The 17,863-nt window shown below is 67.6% G+C and carries 18 protein-coding genes; 3 read left to right on the top strand and 15 right to left on the bottom strand.

Going from position 1 to position 17,863, the window contains the following annotated elements; translation table 11 throughout:
- Nucleotides 1-11: 11 nt before the first annotated feature.
- From rpsI to ACIPYT_RS08625, 7 genes are all read right to left on the bottom strand, one after another.
- Complete coding sequence (rpsI, locus tag ACIPYT_RS08655; RefSeq protein ID WP_050721664.1) at nucleotides 12-497, bottom strand: 30S ribosomal protein S9; 486 nt, start codon at nucleotides 495-497, stop codon at nucleotides 12-14.
- Between the two features lie 26 nt (nucleotides 498-523).
- On the bottom strand, nucleotides 524-970 hold the full coding sequence (rplM, locus tag ACIPYT_RS08650; RefSeq protein WP_401072609.1) for a 50S ribosomal protein L13: 447 nt from the start codon (nucleotides 968-970) through the stop codon (nucleotides 524-526).
- 201 nt (nucleotides 971-1,171) lie between these two features.
- Nucleotides 1,172-1,840 (bottom strand): endonuclease/exonuclease/phosphatase family protein, encoded by a 669-nt coding sequence (locus tag ACIPYT_RS08645; protein ID WP_401072607.1) that lies wholly within the window; start codon nucleotides 1,838-1,840, stop codon nucleotides 1,172-1,174.
- A gap of 43 nt (nucleotides 1,841-1,883) precedes the next feature.
- Nucleotides 1,884-2,774 carry a hypothetical protein gene (locus ACIPYT_RS08640; protein WP_401072605.1) on the bottom strand — a complete coding sequence of 297 codons (891 nt, stop codon included), beginning with the start codon at nucleotides 2,772-2,774 and terminating at the stop codon, nucleotides 1,884-1,886.
- Between the two features lie 55 nt (nucleotides 2,775-2,829).
- Complete coding sequence (gene truA, locus ACIPYT_RS08635; RefSeq protein ID WP_401072603.1) at nucleotides 2,830-3,678, bottom strand: tRNA pseudouridine(38-40) synthase TruA; 849 nt, start codon at nucleotides 3,676-3,678, stop codon at nucleotides 2,830-2,832.
- Between the two features lie 21 nt (nucleotides 3,679-3,699).
- Nucleotides 3,700-5,241 (bottom strand): APC family permease, encoded by a 1,542-nt coding sequence (locus ACIPYT_RS08630; protein ID WP_401072601.1) that lies wholly within the window; start codon nucleotides 5,239-5,241, stop codon nucleotides 3,700-3,702.
- Between the two features lie 99 nt (nucleotides 5,242-5,340).
- Complete coding sequence (locus tag ACIPYT_RS08625; RefSeq protein WP_401072599.1) at nucleotides 5,341-5,706, bottom strand: winged helix-turn-helix transcriptional regulator; 366 nt, start codon at nucleotides 5,704-5,706, stop codon at nucleotides 5,341-5,343.
- Between the two features lie 94 nt (nucleotides 5,707-5,800).
- On the opposite strand from ACIPYT_RS08625, the gene ACIPYT_RS08620 reads away from it, so the two are divergent.
- Entirely contained in the window at nucleotides 5,801-6,643 is an 843-nt protein-coding gene (locus ACIPYT_RS08620; protein ID WP_401072597.1) for an SDR family oxidoreductase, read from the top strand.
- A 59-nt stretch (nucleotides 6,644-6,702) separates the two neighbouring features.
- Here ACIPYT_RS08620 and ACIPYT_RS08615 read toward each other — a convergent pair whose 3' ends face one another.
- The gene (locus ACIPYT_RS08615) at nucleotides 6,703-7,194 is read right to left on the bottom strand and encodes an HIT family protein (protein WP_401072595.1); all 492 of its coding nucleotides are present in this window, start codon (nucleotides 7,192-7,194) and stop codon (nucleotides 6,703-6,705) included.
- A gap of 2 nt (nucleotides 7,195-7,196) precedes the next feature.
- Entirely contained in the window at nucleotides 7,197-8,213 is a 1,017-nt protein-coding gene (locus ACIPYT_RS08610) for a nucleotidyltransferase domain-containing protein (RefSeq protein ID WP_401072593.1), read from the bottom strand.
- Nucleotides 8,214-8,443: 230 nt separating this feature from the next.
- On the opposite strand from ACIPYT_RS08610, the gene ACIPYT_RS08605 reads away from it, so the two are divergent.
- Nucleotides 8,444-9,523 (top strand): AraC family transcriptional regulator ligand-binding domain-containing protein, encoded by a 1,080-nt coding sequence (locus ACIPYT_RS08605; RefSeq protein ID WP_401072591.1) that lies wholly within the window; start codon nucleotides 8,444-8,446, stop codon nucleotides 9,521-9,523.
- A gap of 42 nt (nucleotides 9,524-9,565) precedes the next feature.
- Here the strand turns inward: ACIPYT_RS08605 and ACIPYT_RS08600 are convergent, their stop codons facing one another.
- From ACIPYT_RS08600 to ACIPYT_RS08585, 4 genes are all read right to left on the bottom strand, one after another.
- Entirely contained in the window at nucleotides 9,566-10,834 is a 1,269-nt protein-coding gene (locus tag ACIPYT_RS08600) for an ester cyclase (protein ID WP_401072589.1), read from the bottom strand.
- A gap of 2 nt (nucleotides 10,835-10,836) precedes the next feature.
- Complete coding sequence (locus ACIPYT_RS08595; protein ID WP_401072587.1) at nucleotides 10,837-12,261, bottom strand: APC family permease; 1,425 nt, start codon at nucleotides 12,259-12,261, stop codon at nucleotides 10,837-10,839.
- Between the two features lie 73 nt (nucleotides 12,262-12,334).
- The gene (locus ACIPYT_RS08590) at nucleotides 12,335-13,429 is read right to left on the bottom strand and encodes an arginase family protein (protein WP_401072585.1); all 1,095 of its coding nucleotides are present in this window, start codon (nucleotides 13,427-13,429) and stop codon (nucleotides 12,335-12,337) included.
- 124 nt (nucleotides 13,430-13,553) lie between these two features.
- Nucleotides 13,554-14,747, bottom strand: coding sequence for a cytochrome P450 (locus ACIPYT_RS08585; protein ID WP_401072583.1), 1,194 nt, complete (start codon nucleotides 14,745-14,747; stop codon nucleotides 13,554-13,556).
- 135 nt (nucleotides 14,748-14,882) lie between these two features.
- Between ACIPYT_RS08585 and ACIPYT_RS08580 the strand changes: the two genes are divergently transcribed.
- The gene (locus ACIPYT_RS08580; protein WP_401072581.1) at nucleotides 14,883-15,815 is read left to right on the top strand and encodes a PDR/VanB family oxidoreductase; all 933 of its coding nucleotides are present in this window, start codon (nucleotides 14,883-14,885) and stop codon (nucleotides 15,813-15,815) included.
- Here ACIPYT_RS08580 and ACIPYT_RS08575 read toward each other — a convergent pair.
- Both ACIPYT_RS08575 and hxlA read right to left on the bottom strand, forming a co-directional pair.
- Nucleotides 15,799-17,088, bottom strand: coding sequence for a response regulator transcription factor (locus tag ACIPYT_RS08575; protein WP_401072579.1), 1,290 nt, complete (start codon nucleotides 17,086-17,088; stop codon nucleotides 15,799-15,801). The genes ACIPYT_RS08580 and ACIPYT_RS08575 overlap by 17 nt on opposite strands.
- A 149-nt stretch (nucleotides 17,089-17,237) precedes the next feature.
- Nucleotides 17,238-17,861 carry a 3-hexulose-6-phosphate synthase gene (hxlA, locus tag ACIPYT_RS08570; protein ID WP_401072577.1) on the bottom strand — a complete coding sequence of 208 codons (624 nt, stop codon included), beginning with the start codon at nucleotides 17,859-17,861 and terminating at the stop codon, nucleotides 17,238-17,240.
- Nucleotides 17,862-17,863 lie beyond the last annotated feature (2 nt).

Here is a 17,863-nt window from a genome sequence, read left to right as displayed (position 1 = left end):
AGCGGTCGACCTTAACGCTTCGAGTACTGAGGCGCCTTACGGGCCTTCTTGAGTCCAGCCTTCTTGCGCTCCTTGACGCGAGCGTCACGCGACAGGAAGCCGGCCTTCTTCAGGGTCGGACGGTTGTTCTCCGCGTCGATGCCGTTGAGGGCACGGGCGATGCCGAGACGCAGCGCACCGGCCTGGCCCGAGGGGCCACCACCGGAGATGCGCGCGATGACGTCGTAGCCGCCGGCGAGGTTGAGGACCGTGAACGGGTCGTTGATCAGCTGCTGGTGCAGCTTGTTCGGGAAGTAGTCCTCGATCGAGCGGCCGTTGACCGTGATCGTTCCCGAGCCGGGGACGAGACGCACGCGGGCGATGGCCTGCTTGCGACGGCCGACAGCGGCACCCGGAACGCTGAGCACGGGGCGGGGAGCCGCCTCGACAGCGTCGGTCTCGGGAGTCGACGTCGAGAAGTTCTGGAGGTTTTCGGTGGAGTCCTGGATGTCAGCCACGAGTATGTCCTTAGTCTGTACGGCGCTTACTGGGCGACCTGGTCGAGGGTGTACGGCTGGGGCTGCTGCGCGGCGTGGGGGTGCTCGGCACCCGTGTACACCTTGAGCTTCGACAGCTGCTGACGGCCGAGGCTGTTCTTGGGGAGCATGCCACGGATGGCCTTCTCGACAGCACGGACCGGGTTCTTCTCGAGGAGCTCGGCGTAGGTGACCGACTTCAGGCCGCCCGGGTAACCCGAGTGACGGTAGGCCAGCTTCTTCTGGAGCTTCTGACCCGTGAGCGCGACCTTGTCGGCGTTCACGATGATGACGAAGTCACCCGAGTCGATGTGGTTGGCGAAGGTCGGCTTGTGCTTGCCGCGCAGGAGCGCTGCAGCGTGCGAGGCCAGTCGGCCGAGAACGACGTCGGTGGCGTCGATGACGACCCAGTCGCGCTGGACTTCGCCAGCCTTGGGAGTGAAAGTGCGCGTCACGATAGAGCTGCTTTCTTGTTCGAACGGAGAGGTTCGTGAATCCCACTCCGGGGTGGTTCCCTGTGGCCTGAGGACAGGACTTCGGGGAACACGCCAGTGGAGGGCTCACGTTCGTGGCACCCGGCAGTCGAGTACCAAAGAGACAGCTTACGTCATCTGCGACGATCCCTCAAACCGGATGCCGCCGCTCAGCCCCACCGCTCAGTCGAAGCGAGCCGTCACCAGGATCGGACGATGATCGCTCGACCGCTGCGGCAGCGTCGTGACGCGTTCGATCTCGAATCCGGACGACGTCGCGAAGTCGTAGTGCCCCCGGAAGACCCGATAGCGCGTGTAGGTGTGGTCGTCGCTGAGCGTGAGCGCGTAGCCGTGCTCGCGCACCGCATGTCCGAGATTCTCCTTGAACACCGGGTAGTTGTAGTCCCCGACCATGAGCTGAGGCAGCCCGTCGCCCAGCGTCGCGAGTTCGGTGAGCGCCGCCCGGATCTGGTGGCGGCGCAGAGAGTTGAGAGCCGTGAGCGGCGCCGCGTGGAACGACGCCGCGATGAACTCGCGACCGGCGTCGATGTCGCGCAGCCGCGCCCCGAGGACCCGTTCGTGGGCCGGCTTCGCGATCCGGTCGTGCAGCGACTTCTTGAGCTCGATCGAGCGGAGCGCCTGCAGATGGAACGCGCTCTCGCGGTAGAACAGGGCGAGACCGAGTCGGTTGCCCTGGGTCGCATCGGCGAGCGCGAGATCGCCGATGCGATCGGGCAGATGCTGCACGTCGCACTCCTGCACGCACAGGAGATCGGGATCATGCTCCGCGGCGAGCGCGGTCAGCTCGCCCGCGGCGCGGTGCTTCTGCAGGTTGTAGGAGATGACCTTCATAGCGGCTCCACGCTACTCCCCGCGACTGTGCGGCAGCTCCGGATCAGCCGTCGTACCCCCAGCGGATGCCGAGCACGCCCGGCCCGAAACCGTGACGCGCCACGTGCACCGCCCCGCCGTGGATCCCACGCATGGACGATGCGTACTCCTCCTCGGTCTCGACGTACTCCTCGCACCAGGTGGGGATCGCGTCCGGCGCGAAGCGCACCCAGATGACGGTCTCCCGTGCCGGGCGCGACGTCGCGTGCCACACGTACTGTCGCGGCGGGTACCCCGGCGGGAACGTCTCCGTGAACTCGAACAGGGTCGTGCCCCCGGTCGTCACGGGTTGGTCGAGGGCGATCACCACACCGGAGAGGAGCCGACCCGGATGCAGGTACTCCCGGTCGAGACGTCCGCCGACCACATCGGAGATCACCGACATCACGTCGCTCTCGACGGGGGCCACGTCGATCAACGGGATCTCGGAGATCGTTCCGCGAGTGGCCTGCACGAGCGATCTCATCACGATGCGCTCGACAGCACCGTCTGTCCCCACGAAAGCCGTGACGTGCGTCGAGAGGTCGCGCAGCGAGTCCTGCGCCGCCGCGTTCAGTGCGTGCAGGGTCTCCGCGGTCTCCCGCTGCTCCCGCTCCTCGTCGAACGGCAGCCGTGGCGGAGCGACCGGCCCGAGCCGCGATGACGGCCCGAGCAGGCTCGTCAGGTGCCCGCGATCGAGGCCGAGCCTGTTCTCGATCCCTTCGACGACGCTCAGCGACTGCGGCCCCTCCGGATGACGGTCGCCCGATCGCCAATAGCTCAGGGTGGCCGCCGAGACCGGGTTGCCGTCGTCCGCGAGCAGCGACTTCAGCCGGGTGAGCGTGATGCCCCGCTCCGCGATCGCGGCGCGGAAGGCTGCGGCGAAAGCGCTCCCTCGATCGTCGACACCGTCCATCACACATCCCTCGTCGTTGCGTGAAAATGCTCGGAGGAAGTTCAGTGTACGGCGCTCAGTCCGCTGCGGTCTCGCGCCGCGCGCGGGTCTGCTCCGCCCTGATCGACAGCAGCTCGTCGGCGGGGTACCCGACCTCCGTGAGCGTGAGGCCGCGTGCCGCGAGCACCTTGAAGTCGCTCGTGCGCGTGAGGGCGTCGCGCAGCACCACGAGGTCGTCGACGCCGAGACGCCCCTCGCCCACCGCGGCGCACGCGCCCACCAGCGCCCGCACCATGCTGTGGCAGAAGGCGTCGGCCTTGACCTCGGCGACGAGAACCCCCTCGGCATTGCGGGTCCACCGGTAGTCCAGCAGCGTGCGGATCGTCGTCGCCTCCTCGCGCGGCTTGCAGTACGCGGCGAAATCGTGGAGTCCGATCAGGGTGCGTGCGGCGGCGTCCATGGCCTCGGCGTCCAGCACGCTGCGATGCGTCGTGGTGTCGAGGCGGCGCAGCGGGTCGTACCCGGCCGCCTGATCGGCCAGCCGGTAGCGGTAGCGGCGCCACACCGCCGAGAACCGCGCGTCGAACCCCTCGGGGGCGACAGCCGTGCGGGTCACGGTCACATCGGGGTACGCACCGAGCACACCGCGCATGCGGCCGGCGAGCGACCCCGCCGGATCGGCGGCGGCGCGGCCGTGTCGTGACTCGACGCGCGCCCACTGCTCCTCGTCGAGGTCGACGTGCGCCACCTGGCCGGAGGCGTGCACCCCGGCATCCGTGCGACCCGCCACCACGAACTGCACCTCGGAACCGACGATGCGGGCGAGGGCGTCTTCGAGCGCCCCCTGCACCGTGCGGAGAGAGGGCTGCTTCGCCCACCCGCGGAAGTGGGTTCCGTCGTAGGCGATGTCGAGCCGGATGCGCACGACTCCAGCCTACGGGTGCGGTCAGACTCCCCCGTCGATCGAACGGATGGCCGTCGCCGGCTCATCCGGGACCATGACCTCGGTCTCGCGGTTCAGGCTCTCACCGCGGAAGAACCTCTTCGACCGCGGGAACAGGTACCAGACGAACATCAGCACCAGCCCGAACGCGAGCGAACCGATGCCGATCACGAACGTGCCGCCGATGCCGAACAGCACGGTGTAGCCGTAGTCGACGTCCCACATGTCGATCGCCGACTGCACGAACGCGTAGGTGAGCATGAGACCGCCGAGCAGCGGGAACAGGCCCTTGAAGAAGAAGTCCCGGGCCGAGCGCGTGATGTCTTTGCGGAAGTACCACACGCAGGCGAACCCGGTGATCGCGTAGTAGAAGGCGATCGCGAGCCCGAGCGAGAGGATCGAGTCCTGCAGGATGTTGTCGCTGATCAGCGTCATGCCCACGTAGTACGCCGAGGCGACGACTCCCATGACGATGGTCGAGAACGACGGCGTCTTGTAGGTCGGGTGCACGTCCTTGAACTTCGCCGGCAGAGCGCGGTACACGCCCATCGCGAGGGTGCCGCGAGCGGTCGGCAGGATCGTGGTCTGCGTCGACGAGATCGCCGAGATGATGACCGACACCACCAGCACCCAGCCGAACGGGCCGAGCAGTCCGTCCTTGATGGCCAGGAAGAAGTCGTCGGCGTTCGCCTCATTGCCGAGCCCCGTGCCGTCCTCCCCGAGTCCCGCGTACATCATGGCCGCGATCGTCACGGCGACATAGGTGAAGAGCAGGATGATCGTCGTGAGCAGGGCGGCCCGACCGGGGATGCGCTTGGGGTCCTTGGTCTCCTCGTTGAGAGCCAGGCACGTGTCCCAGCCCCAGTAGATGAAGAGCGCGAGCAGGATCGCCTCGATGAAGCCGGAGTAGTCCGTGAACGCGAAGGGATTCAGCCACGCGATGTCGAACGGCGTCGCGTTCGGCGCCGTTCCGCCGAAGAACTGCCAGAGCGCCGCGATGACGAAGATCGCGAGGGCGAGGTACTGGATGCCGAGCAGGATGTTCTGGATGCGCTCGCCGATCTCGACGCCGCGCCAGCTCACCCATGTCATGGCCGCGATGAAGAACACCGCGACGAGGATGATCCGCCAGTCGTTGTTCTCGAGGTCGAAGCCGATCAGCGACCAGAAGTAGACGGAGGCGATCTGCGCGAGGTTGGCGAGCACGACCATGCCGGCCACGGCCACGCCCCAGCCGCCCATCCAACCGACCCACGGGCCGAAGGCCTTGGTGCCCCAGGTGAACGTCGTGCCGCAGTCGGGCACGGCGTTGTTGAGCTCGCGGTACGCGAACGCGATGAGCAGCATCGGGATGAAGGCGATGATGAACGCGATCGGCGCCTGCGCGCCCACGGCGAGCACCACGAATCCGAGGGTCGCGACCAGCGAGTACACCGGGGCGGTCGAGGCGAGACCGATGACGGTCGACCCCCAGAGCCCCAGTGAGCCGCTCGCGAGGCCCTTGCCGTCAGGTCGTTCCAGGTGGATGGGCGTCGTTGCTGACATGCTCAGAACATACGGCTCCCACGCATCTCGCGTCAATCGTTTTCTTCGAGTGGTGGAATTCGCAGTTTCTTGCAGCCTCTAGCGACGGATTCCGTCGTATCAGTCGCGGTCCAGCATGCCGTCCGCATGATCGGCGACCCACGCGACGAGCGGCAGCATCCGTTCCATGAGATCGCGTCCGAGCGGAGTCAGGCTGTACTCGACATGGGGTGGGACCGTCGGGAACGACTCCCGATGCACGAGACCGTCGTTCGACAGCGTCCGGAGGGTCGAGGCGAGCATCTTCTCACTGATGCCTCCGACCTCGCGGCGCAGCTCGCCCCATCGGCGTGTGCCGTCGGAGAGGCTGGACAGCACGAGCACGCCCCATTTGCTCATCACGTGGTCGAGGATGACGCGCGTGCTGCACCCGGGCTCGAAGACCTGCGGGATCGACTCCTTTATCTGCGCAAAACTCACCGTCATGTAGGTACCTTACTTCAAAGTGGGTACCCGCAGATCGGAATGCTCGATGGTCGATGGGAGGTTGTGCGAGAGGTCACCTACGAAAGGACACGCCATGACCATCCTCGTCACCGGAGCCACCGGCCAGCTCGGCCGCCTCGTCATCCAGAGCCTCCTCGAGCGCGGTGCCGACCCGCAGACGATCGTCGCCGGCGCGCGCGACGTCACGAAGGCCGAGGGTCTCGGCGTGCGCGTCGTCCATCTCGACTACACCGACCCCGCGTCGATCAACGCCGCCCTCGACGGCATCGACTCGGTGCTCCTGATCTCCGGCTCCGAGGTCGGTCAGCGCACTGCGCAGCACACCGCGGTGATCGACGCCGCCACGGCCGCCGGAGTCTCGAAGCTCGTGTACACGAGTGCACCGAAGGCGACGACGAGCGACCTCGTGCTCGCTCCCGAGCACAAGGCGACCGAAGAGGCGATCGCGGCGTCGGGTCTTCCGGCCGTGATCCTGCGCAACAACTGGTACACCGAGAACTACGCGGCCGACGTCGCACGCGCCGCCGAGACCGGCGTGCTGGCCTCCGGGGCCGGCGACGGACGCGTCGCTTCAGCGAGCCGCAAGGACTACGCCGAAGCCGCCGCCGTCGTGCTCCTCGATGACGGCCACATCGGCCGCACGTACGAGCTCGGCGGGGACGTCGCGTGGACATACGGCGATCTCGCCGCCGCGATCGCCGAGATCGCCGGGCGCGAGGTCGAGTACCGACGACTCACGTCCGATGAGCAGCTCGCCGCACTCCAGGCCGCAGGCCTGGATGAGGGCACGGCCGGATTCGTCGTCGCGCTCGACGCGGGCATCGCTGGTGGCGCGCTGGCCGACACCGACGGCACCCTCGCACGTCTGATCGGCCGCCCGACGACACCGCTCGTCGAGGGGCTGCGCGCCGCCTGACGCGCGACGGGAGCGCCGGCCGCTTCGCACGAGCGGTCGGCGCTCCCCGCGCATCCTGGTCAGACTTCGAAGTACGGAAGCAGATCGCCGACCCGCTGCCCTCGCGTGTCGACACCACGGACGCTGCTGCGGATCGCGTCCTTGAGCTCCTCCACCCGATCAGCGGAGAGCATCCCCTTCTCCCGGGGATCGTCCCACGGAGAACAATCGGGACGCGCCTCTCGCTCCGGCCATCGGGGCACCAGGTGGGCGTGGAGATGCGGGTCGCGGTTCCCGAGAATGGACACGTTCACCCGTCGCGCGCCCGTGGCGAGGCGAATGGCCTTCATCGCGACCTGGATGTCGCGGAGGAATCCCAGCATCGAATCCATCGGCAGGGATTCGAGGGAATCCACGTGCTGGGGGAAGGCGAGGATGCAGCGCCCCGGGAATCGATCGTCGTTGTACAGCCCGAGCTTCCCGTGGGTCGATGTGACTATGGGCTCCCACAACTCGAACCCGCACGCCAGGCAGGGCGTGTCGACGTCGAGACTGCTCGTGAGTGAAGACATCTCTAGATCACCATGTACTCTCGCGAGAAGGAGGCGAAAGGCTCTGCGTGGAAGATCCCGCACAGATCCTCGTGGAGATTTTTCCCCAGTGTACGCATTGTGCCGAAGTGGTCCGACATTCGGGGATCCTCTGTCAGGAAGTCCGCTTCGATCGCGGCGCGCCAGTCGGCGTCGCCAGAGCGCTCGATGAATGTGCTCGCCGTTTGCGCGACGCGCGCGCACCGCTCTCCGACATCCGGATCCCCCGCGCGGGCGAGGCCGGCGAGGAGGTCGAGGAGCCGTTCGAGGGCGGGCGTCGAATACTGGTCGACGAGGTAGTCGATCTTCACATCGTTGTCGCGCTCCCCTCGCCGCCGATGAAGCTCATACAGCGGCGCGACGGATGCGACGTAGCAGAGTTTCCGCGGGATCAGGAGCTTGAGGTACCTCAGCGCCTTGGGGTTCTTCTGCACGGCCTTCGCCTGGTAGTCGACCGCGATCGTCCGCCAGTAGCGGATGATGTCGTTCAGGAGAAACCGCGGGATCTGATCCGACTCCTTCTTCGCATGCAGATACGCGTGCAGCACACGGCGCATCGCGTCTTCGTGGATACGGGGGTGTGCCAGCGACACCGACTCCTCGAGGAAGAGGATCCGGCGAGTCGTGGTGTGGTTCGTGTCCTCCTGCAAGCCGATGTGCGTCACGAGATCGTCGACCGAGATGATCTCGCCGAAGAGCTTGCTGTCGCCCGGGTTGCTGAGCGTGACACCCTCCACGAGGCGCGACTTGAGCCGTTCGATGATCGGTGCCGTGTCGAACGCGTGCTTCGCACCGGCGGCGACGATGAGCCAATCCAGATCCGACTGCGGAGTGAGTTCGAACCGCGCGAGCGATCCGAAGGCGACGACGTCGTGCCCCTCCGGGAGCTCGGGGTCGCCGGCGAGCGATGAGCGGGCCGACCGGATCGCCCTGCGCGATCGTTCCATCGCCGCGTCGAGAACCGATCGGCCGTCGTCGGACAGCCGAAGGTCGTCGAACACGGAATCGCGCCACGTCGCCCTGTCTTCAGTTCGGAGACCCAATACCACGCCACCACCCCCACCGGATGATGCTCACCCTAGCCCGGTGACGAGCGCAGAATCCGCGCCACGAGCGGAATACCGGTATCGCGCACAGCAGCACCTTTCACCCCGCCGAGCAGGCTCGCGGGGCCACGGCGGGCCGATATATTCGGACGAGACCCGTTCGATCCCACCCGGGGAGCAGAGTGATGCAGGTCATCCGCCCGCTGGAACAAAGACCCGGCTACAGCCTCTCAGCGCTGTATCCGTCCGTCTTCGCGCGCCTCCTGGTGGAGCGGGCACTGCAGAACGGCGTCCCCACGAGCGCGTGCCTCGAAGGCTCAGGCGTGAGCGCCAACGACCTGTGCGGATTCGGCTCCGTGATGTCGGGTCGCCAGCAACGCCGCATCTACGAGAACGTCGCCGCGGCGATCGATCGGCAGGGGCTGGGACTCGACCACGCAGCGAGCATGCGCCTCGATCATTTCAGCATCCTCGGCCATGCCATGCGGTGCTGCGAGACCGTCCGCGACGCACTCGTGCTCTTCGTGAAGTACTTCAAGACGCTCGGCGCCCTGGTCGATGTGAGCTTGGTCCTCGACGGCGGCGACGCCCGCCTCGTGATCAACGACGTCTACACCGACCGTCACGCACGCCGACTCGTGGTCGAGGAGACCTTCGGCGGGGTGCACGCCATCGTCGACTCGTTCCTCGATCGGCCGGCGACCGCGAAGGAACTGCGACTCGACCTCGAGAGCCTCGGAGACTCCGACGTCTGGCGCGACCGCATCGGGGCCACCCCCGTCACCGACACGATCTGTTCCCTGACGTTCTCGAGCGACGTGCTCGACATCGAGATCGGGGACGAGTCCCTGCACCTACTGCGCGCCGCTGCCGAGGAGGGGTGCGCGCTGCTCCTCGCCAGCCTCGAAGGGCACGCGAGCTTCGGATGGCGGGTGCGTCAGACCATGCTGGAGTCCTCGTTCCGGGAGCAGACCATGGAGAGCATCGCCAGCGAGATGTCCGTGAGCACGCGCACCCTGCGGCGGCGCCTGTCGGCCGAGCAGCTGAGCTTCTCGGAGATCCGCGTCGACGTCCTCACGCACGCGGCGACCGACATGCTGCGGTACTCGTCGGCGACCGTCGACGACATCGCCCGCGGATTGGGGTTCTGGGACACCTCGAGTTTCCGCAAGGCGTTCAAGTCGTGGCTCGGCATGACGCCGACCGAGTACCGGGCGACGGTGGGAGAGGTGTCGCGCGGCACCGATGAGGAGCGCACACGCTGATCGGCGGGGCGAGGATGACTCCTCGCCCCGCCGATGCGTGCGTCACTCGGATATCTGCTGGATCAGATGCAGAGCATCCGGGAAACCCCACTGCTCGACGATCTTGCCCTCCGCCATCCGGTACAGGGACGTCTCGTTCACGACGATTGGTCGGTCGGTACCGGCGACTCCCATGAACTCCCCCACGTGGGTGCCCGTCGACGTGTACCGCACGGCGGCGCGGTCTCCGGTCACGAAGATGTCGTCGATGCGCTCTGTCCAGTCCGGGAACGTCACACGATGGTCTTCGATGAACGCCTGGAACGCCTCTCGTCCGCGCACCTCGATGCCGGTCACGAAGTGCGCGGCGAAATCCTCGTGATAGATCTCGGGGATGAGGTCGAACCGCCCCTCGTTCCAGACCTGCAGGTGAGAGCGGGCGATGACGTCGCGGTGGGCCTCTGCGGCCGGCCCCGACTCCGCGGCGTCGACGCTCCGCACGGCCACGCCGATCCGGCTCGAATCGATCACCTCCGCGCCGAGCGCCACGGCGAGCACGAGGTCCTCGGTGGGAACGTAGCCGACCATAGTGCTGTGGCTCCGCCGCGCATTCAGATCGACGAGCATCGTGAGGGCGAGCGTCTCGACGTGCTCGCTCCAGCTCAGGACGAAGAGCCCCGGGGCGAGTTCGGTCGTGGTGTACTCCTCCGTGTCCTGGAGACCCACGTTGCCGACGATCCCGCGCCAGCTCATCAGCGTCTCGGAGATGATGTCGATCTCGTAGACGTACTGACCGTCGTAGTCGAGGACGAAGCGAAACCCAGGCAGGCCTTCGACCGGTCCGGGAGTCGCCACCGTGATGTCCGCTCCAGCGACGTCGACCGTCCCACTGATGTGACTCAGTGCGACCTGATGACCGTCGGCGGTGTCGGAAGGCACCACGCTGTGCACGATGACCGCGGTCCCGTGAGCGAGATCGACGACGAGGACGGACTTGCGCCGTCCGTCATCCGGGTATTCGTAGGACACGAAGAAGACATCCGTCGGGCTCTCGTATGCCCGGTACGGAAGGGGGCCACTGGGACGGTCGTCCGCATCCGCGACCGTGAGCGTCCCCCGGTCGCCGAACTGCACGGTGATGCGCCGACCGTCCGCCGTCGTCACCACGAGCTCGCGGCCCGCGAGTGCGTCGGACTCCTCGTGCACGTACCCCATCACCTCCCGAGGAAAGGACTCCGGTCCGTCGTATCCGTCGCGCCGTTGCCAGTCCTGCGCGTCGGACACTGCGGCAGCGGGGGCATCCGCCGTGGCGGTGGTGGAAGTGTCGGACATTGTCATCCCTTCAATTCGGCCATCTGGCTCTCGGTGAACTTCACATCGAAATCGATCAGCCCGCGGCGCGCTCTCGCGCGCATCCATCCGGCCGCGAATCCGAGCGGGAGCAGGAGCAGTAGCCACGCGGCCACCGCCCCGCCGCCGGACAGGACCCCGTAGTTGCTGATCCCGAGGACGACGATGGCGCCGGCCGCGATCACGGACACGATGGGGGCGATCCTCGTCGAGATCAGACCGCTCTCGCCCTTGCGCACGAGGAAGAACGCCACGATGGCGATCGACGCGATCAGGAGCATCGTGGTCCATCCGATCGTGGCCAGCGCCATGAACCACGAATAGATGTCGAGGATCGGGTCCAGCCCGGCCCAGAGGAGCGGAAGCACGACGACGGTGACCACGATCGCGTTGGCCAGCGCAGCGAACGCCGGCGAACGGGTGGTGCTCGACACGCGTGCCAGCGATCGCGGCAGCACTCCTGCGCGCCCCAAAGAGAAGCAGTAGCGGGCGAACATGTTCTGGATGCCGATGATCATCGCGATGAAGCTCGTCACGACGAGGATCTCCATCGTGATCGCGAGCCAGGGCCCCGCCGCCTGGTTCGCGACGTCGAAGATCACGGTCGTCACGTTCGCGAGCGAGATCTCCTGGATGCGGTCGGGGCCGACCGCATAACTGACCGCCCACGTTCCGACCGCGAAGAAGACGGCGATGAAGGCGATCACGATGTAGAGCGCGATCGGGATCGTACGGCGGGGATTCCGCGCCTCCTCGGAGTACACGGTCGTCGCCTCGAAGGTCGTGAAGCACGTGATGACGAACAGGGTCGCGACGCCGAGTCCGGGGTTGACGAGCTGCGCCGGGTCGAAGCTCACGAGCGACAGATCCTGGTTGCGGGTGCTGATGAGCACGGAGACCACGAAGATCACGACGACGATCAGCTCGCACGCGATGAGGGCACCGAGAGCGCGGAGGTTCACGTCGACGCCTCGCATGCTCAACGCGGTCGTCGCCACGGCCGTGCCCAGCACCCACACCCACACGGGTGCGTCGATGCCGATCCGGGTCATGAGCTGCTGCGCGAACGCGCCGAACGACGCCCACAGGCCCACTTGGAGCGCCACATACGTCACGACCACGATGCCGGACGACGCGGATGCCGCTTGGGGACCGAGCCCCTTGGCGATGTAGGCGACGAAGCCACCGGCGCTCGTCACGTACTGGTTCATCTTCAGGTAGCCGATCGCGAACACCGCGACGACCCCTCCGACGATCAGGTAGACGAGCGGCACCGCGGGCCCCATGTAGGCGAAGATCACCGGGACGGCGCCGACGAACGCGGCGATCGGCGCGGCTGAGGCCATGACGAAGAACGCGATCCCCACGACACCGAGGCTGTTGGCTCTGAGGGGGGTGGATGTACTCACGATGACACCTTTCTGATGCGTGCCGCTCAGCGTCGAGCAGCATCGACCGACGGATTCGGGTCCGTCAGTGTTGTCAGGCCGACTCGGGAGACCAGTCGGTCTGGCGAATCATGCCTTCGCGGCGCGCACGCGCATCCGCGAGGACGGCGAGCATCTCGAAGCACAGGTGCGCTGCGATATTGCCCGACTGCTCAGTGGGATCGAGGAGCGGGGCGAGCTCTGTGAGGTCCGCCCCGACCACGTCGAGTCCGCGCAGACCACGGATGATGTCGCGGACGTCGCGAGCGCGCACCCCGAAGGGTTCGGGCAGGCCGACGCCCGGGAGGTCGATCGGGTCGATCACGTCGGAGTCCAGCGTCAGATAGCACGGACCGTCGCCGACGACCTCGAGCGCCTGCGCGATGGTCTCCCTGACTCCGAGTTCGGCGAAGTCGTCGGCCGAGATCATGCGCATGCCGGTCTCGTGCCCGAAGTCCCAGAAGTGGTTCGTGCGTCCGCGCAAACCGATCTGGATGCATCGCTCCGGATCGATGAGACCCTCGACGACGGCGAGGCGCAACCAGGATGCGTCGTACACGGCGAGCGGGTCGCGGTTGTCGGGGTCGAGACCGCCGCCGGTGTCGGAGTGCGCGTCGAAGATCACGAGTCCGAGCGGGCCCCGCGCTGCGAGCGAACGCAGGATCGGCAGGGTCATGGTGTGCTCGCCGCCGACCGCGAACGTGTTCGCTCCGGCATCCGCGAAGGGCGTGAACGCCGCCTGGATCTCCGCGGCCTGGTCGTCGATCGAGTCGCCGCGGAGGTCGAGGTCGCCCATGTCGACGATCGAGCACTGATCGAAGGGGACCGTGCCGAAGGGCTCGTGCACCGGGCCACACCACTGGGACCACTCGCGCACGATCCCGGGAGCCTTCGCCGTGCCGAAGCGCAACGGCACCGACTTCTCCATCGGGATCCCGACGCACACGATGTCGGCCGCCGCGGCGACCGCCGGCGACACGAAGGGAGCCATGAACATGCCCGCCTGCTCATCGCGCATCCAGTCGACGCGCACGTCGGCGGAGAGCATGCGGTCGAAGATGGCTCGAGCCTGCGGGTTGCGCATCTGCAGCGACGACGCCTGGGCGAGCTCGCGGTAGCGTGCGAGGTCTCGCGTCTGTGAATGTGCCATGGTGATCTCCTTCGATTCGGCGTCCATGTCGGGCTCCGTGTTGTCTGCGACGTTATCCAAGCGGCGATGCGCTCCACGAGGGTCGCTGGCGGTCAATCGCGAGTGCGATGCGGCCACGTCCGGGTCACGCGTCCCACACGGCGGGGAGGTGCTTCGCGCCGCGGAACGAGAAACCCGAGACCACCGCGGGCTCGGTCGGGTCGGGCCGCAGACCAGGCAGCCGGCGCACGGTCTCCTCGATCACGATGCGCCCGATGTCGCGGGCGAGGAAGTGCCCTGCGCAGTAATGCTCGCCGTACCCGAATGTCGCGTTCGGCTGCAGCATCCGATCGAGGTCGAACCGCTCCGCCTCCTCGTAGCGCGATTCGTCGCGGTTCGCGGATCCGACCGCCAACTGGATCCGGGCGCCGGCGGGGATGACCACGCCGCCACGCTCGATGTCGTTGCGCGCCGTGCGGGTGACGGTGCCGATCGGTGCGATCCATCGCAGTCCCTCCTGCAACGCCGTGTTCGCCAGTCGTTCCGGGTCGGCCGCCAGCTCGCTCAACTGCTCTGGTCGTGAGAAGAGTCCGAGGAACGTGTTCGCCACGGCGTTCCCCGGCTCCTGGAATCCGCCCAGGATGATGACCCGGATCGATCCGATGACATCCTCGTACCGACGAGGCTCGCCTCCCGGCGCGATCCCCCCGTGCAGCATGTGCGCGATGATGCTGCCGTCCGGCTCGCGGCGCATCCGCTCGACGCGATCGCGGAGGAACGAGTCGATCTCCGCGAGCGATGACGCGGCGGCCGATGCGCGCTCCGTGTCTCCCTCGGCGTTCGTGTGTCCTTCGCTGAGGGTGTGGAACCAGCGGACGAGTGTGGCGTCGTCGACGTCGCGCAGACCGAGCTGGTCGCCCACCACGCGCACGCTGATGCGCTCGAACACCTCGGTCGTGAGGTCAGCGCGCCCCTTCGCACGCACCTGCTCGATGTAGTCGATCGCGACGGGACGCGCCGCATCCTCGACGTACGACTTGACGACGCGAGGGCGCAGTCGCGCATCGATCCCGGCGCGGAGCCCGCGATGCTCATCGCCCTCGATACGCAGCACATTGGGCGCCCCGAAGAACTCGTCGTCGACGTCGTGGCCGGGGACGAGATCGTCGTGCTGGCCGCCGATCGCGACGCAGTCGTCCCACCGCGTCACCAGCCAGGCGTCGAGCGCCGGCATCCAGACGATCGGCTGCTGCGGCCGCAACGACGCGTACACCTCGTACGGGTCGCGCTCCAGATCCGCGAGGGTGATCGATGCGGGGTCGAGTCTCGTGTGGGCCATGTCTTCGTCCTTTCGTCCCAACGGGTCCAGGGTGACACCGCACCCACACGGAGACCATCGGGGGAATCACGGATGGAGGGCGGCGGCCGACGCCACGAGGCTGAGGGCGAGACCCGATCCCCTGAGAGGTGCACAATGACCGTGACTATCCCGGTTCAGGTCGTCGACAGATCACCGCTGAGCGACGATGTCGTCCGCATCAGATTCGAGGCGACTCCCGGCCACACGCTTCCCGCATGGGAGGCCGGGGACCACATCGATCTGCCCACGCCCCACGGCGTACGCCAGTACTCACTGTGCGGCCCGGCCGACGACGGCCGCTGGTCGATCGCCGTGCGCAAGGACGCCGAAGGGCGCGGCGGCTCGCGCTGGGTCCACGATTTCGCTCATGCGGGCGCGACGTTGGAGATAGGCGCGCCCCGCAACACATTCCCGTATCGGGATGCGGAGAGCTTCACGTTCATCGCGGGAGGCATCGGGATCACCGCCGTCCTCCCGATCCTCGAGCGCGCCATCGCCCGCGGGGCGGATTGGCGACTGCTCTACACCACGCGCGCGCCGGCTCCGCAGCCGCTCTCCGACCGTCTCCCCGACGACGACCGCGTGACGATCTGGTCGAGCGCGACCCGGGGGCGCCCCGATATCGCGGCCGTCCTCGACGAACTCCCCCGGTCGACGGTGTACTGCTGCGGGCCGACCGAGCTCATCGAGGCCGTCGAGGCCGCGGCGCTCGAGCGGGGACGCACGCTCGTGACCGAGAGGTTCGTCCCGGTCGCCCTCGACAGATCGCCCGAGGACGATCAGCCGTTCGATCTGCACCTCGCGCGCAGCGGTCGCACCGTGTCGGTGCCGCCTGACAAATCCGCGCTGGACTGCCTGGGCGAAGCCGGCGTGTTCGTGCCGAGTTCATGCCGCGAGGGCATCTGCGGATCCTGCGAGCTCTCTGTTCTGGACGGCGTCGTCGACCATCGCGACTCGGTGCTCGACGCCGCTGAGCGAGAGGCCAACGACTGCTTCTTCCCGTGCGTCTCGCGTGCGATCGGCGCCGGCCTCACGATCGACGCATAGCCTCGCGCACGCTCCAGGCGGCGACCTGAGCACGAGACGACACATCGAGCCTCTCGAACAGGTGCTCGATGTGCGACTCGACCGTGCGCACCGTGATCAGGAGCAGTCGGGCGATCTCCTTGTTGCTGCGACCCTCGGCGATCAGGCTGGCGATCTCGCGCTGCCGCGGCGTCGGCGGCGGATGGATGCCGGAGGAGTCTATCTGCTCGACGACCGGAACGAACAGCGACCTCGACGCCTCGATGATCCCGAGAGCATGACCGGTCTCGAGCTCCTTCTCGAGGAGCCCGCGGCCGAGCCGGCGGGACGCGTGTTCGATCGCATCCGCATGCTGTGCGCCTGTACCCCAGAAGTGCAGCGGCATCGTGCTCGTGGCGCGTAGCGCATCCGCTGCTCCGAGCAGACGTGCACCGCGACGCATGTCGCCCTCGACGCACTCGTACCAACCGGCGACCTCGACGCACAGGGCACAGGCGTACTCGTCGCCGACGTCTGCTGCCGCCTCCGCACCGTCGAGGGCGAGAACGAACGCGCGATGCCGGTTGCCGTCTCGCCAGGCGCTCAGCGCGAACGCCCAGACGACGTACGTGCGGATCCAGCGTTCACCGCGTTCGTCGCACAGCGCGATCGCCCGCTCGCAATGGTCGAACGCCGCCTCCTGATCTCCGGCCACGGAGTCGGCCGCCGCGAGGAACGAGAGGTCGACGAAGACGTCGGCATCCTCTCCTCCCTGGTGATGCTCGAGCGCCGCGTGCAACCGCTCACGGGCGAGGTCGGCGTCGCCGGCATGGAGCGCGCGGATACCGGTGATCTGCGCCAGCTTCGCGGCCTCGCTCGCCGAGGGATCCACCGACATCGACGCGCGAAGCAGCTCGATGCCCCAGTCCGCGGCCACCACGTCATCCGTGCAGAGAGCGAGCCAGGCATACGCCCATCCGGCCTGCTGCTGGGCGAGTCTTGCGGCGTCGCCGATCGCGGCGGACGTTCCCACCCGGGCGCTGAGCGCGCGCATCCTGGCCAGCACGGGCAGGATCCGACCCCCGGCCGCCCAGTGCGGCCAGAGCAATGCGATCGACTCCAGAGCGGCGGCATCCCGCTGCGGGTCCGCGTCTCTGTCGCACTCCGCCACGAGAGCGTCCAAGAGCACGAGCTCGCGATCGATCGCCGCGAACAGGCCGATCTGGCCTCCGCCGAACCAGGTTCGGGCGACTTCCCGAGACCGCGAGAGCCACCAGGATGCGAGAGCGTCGGGCAACGCCGCGCTCTCGGTCACGTGCATGTCCACTGCCGCTCCCGTCCGTAGGACCGTGGGTGCGATCTCCCTCGTCGCACGCCCCCACCGTACGCGATCCGCTCCGGTCGGGGCATCCGTCGACGACACCCCGACCCGGGAGCCGGGCCGGGGTGTCACATCGTCGGACGTCAGGCGACCGTCTGCCGGATCGACGCCGCAGCGTGTGCGGGATCGGCAGCGCTGTAGATGGCGCTGCCGACCACCGCGATCACCGCTCCGGCGTCGCGAACACTCGGGGCCGATTCCGCGTTGACCCCGCCGGCCACCGCGAAGGGCACGCCCGCTTCTGCTCCGTCTCGAAGAAGCGTCGCGAAGGTGAACCCTTCCTCGCTCTGCTCGTCGAGACCGGCGTGCATCTCGACGAGGTCGGCTCCGAGAGCCACCACCTCCTTCGCGCGACCGGGCTTGTCGGCAACGCCGATGAGGTCGACGACGACGCCCTTCCCGTGCTTCTTCGCCGAGGCGACGGCGCCGACGATCGTGCTGTCGCCCGCGCATCCCAGCACCGTGACGTAGTCGGCGCCGGCGGCGAAAGCGAGGTCGGCCTCGAGCTCTCCGGCATCCATGGTCTTGAGATCCGCCAGCACGAGCTTCTCCGGGTGGGCCTGCTTGATCGCGGTGATCGCGGCGCGTCCCTCACTCTTGATCAGGGGCGTTCCGAGTTCGAGGATGTCGACGTGCGGCGCAGCCGCGGCGGCCAGCCGAAGCGCGTCGTCGGTGGACAGGGTGTCGATCGCGAACTGCAGTTTCATAG

Source organism: Microbacterium sp. NPDC089695 (assembly GCF_044749085.1).
GTDB lineage: Bacteria > Actinomycetota > Actinomycetes > Actinomycetales > Microbacteriaceae > Microbacterium.
The sequence above is the reverse complement of the archived record's forward strand: the minus strand, read 5'-3'. Positions and strand labels throughout refer to the sequence as shown.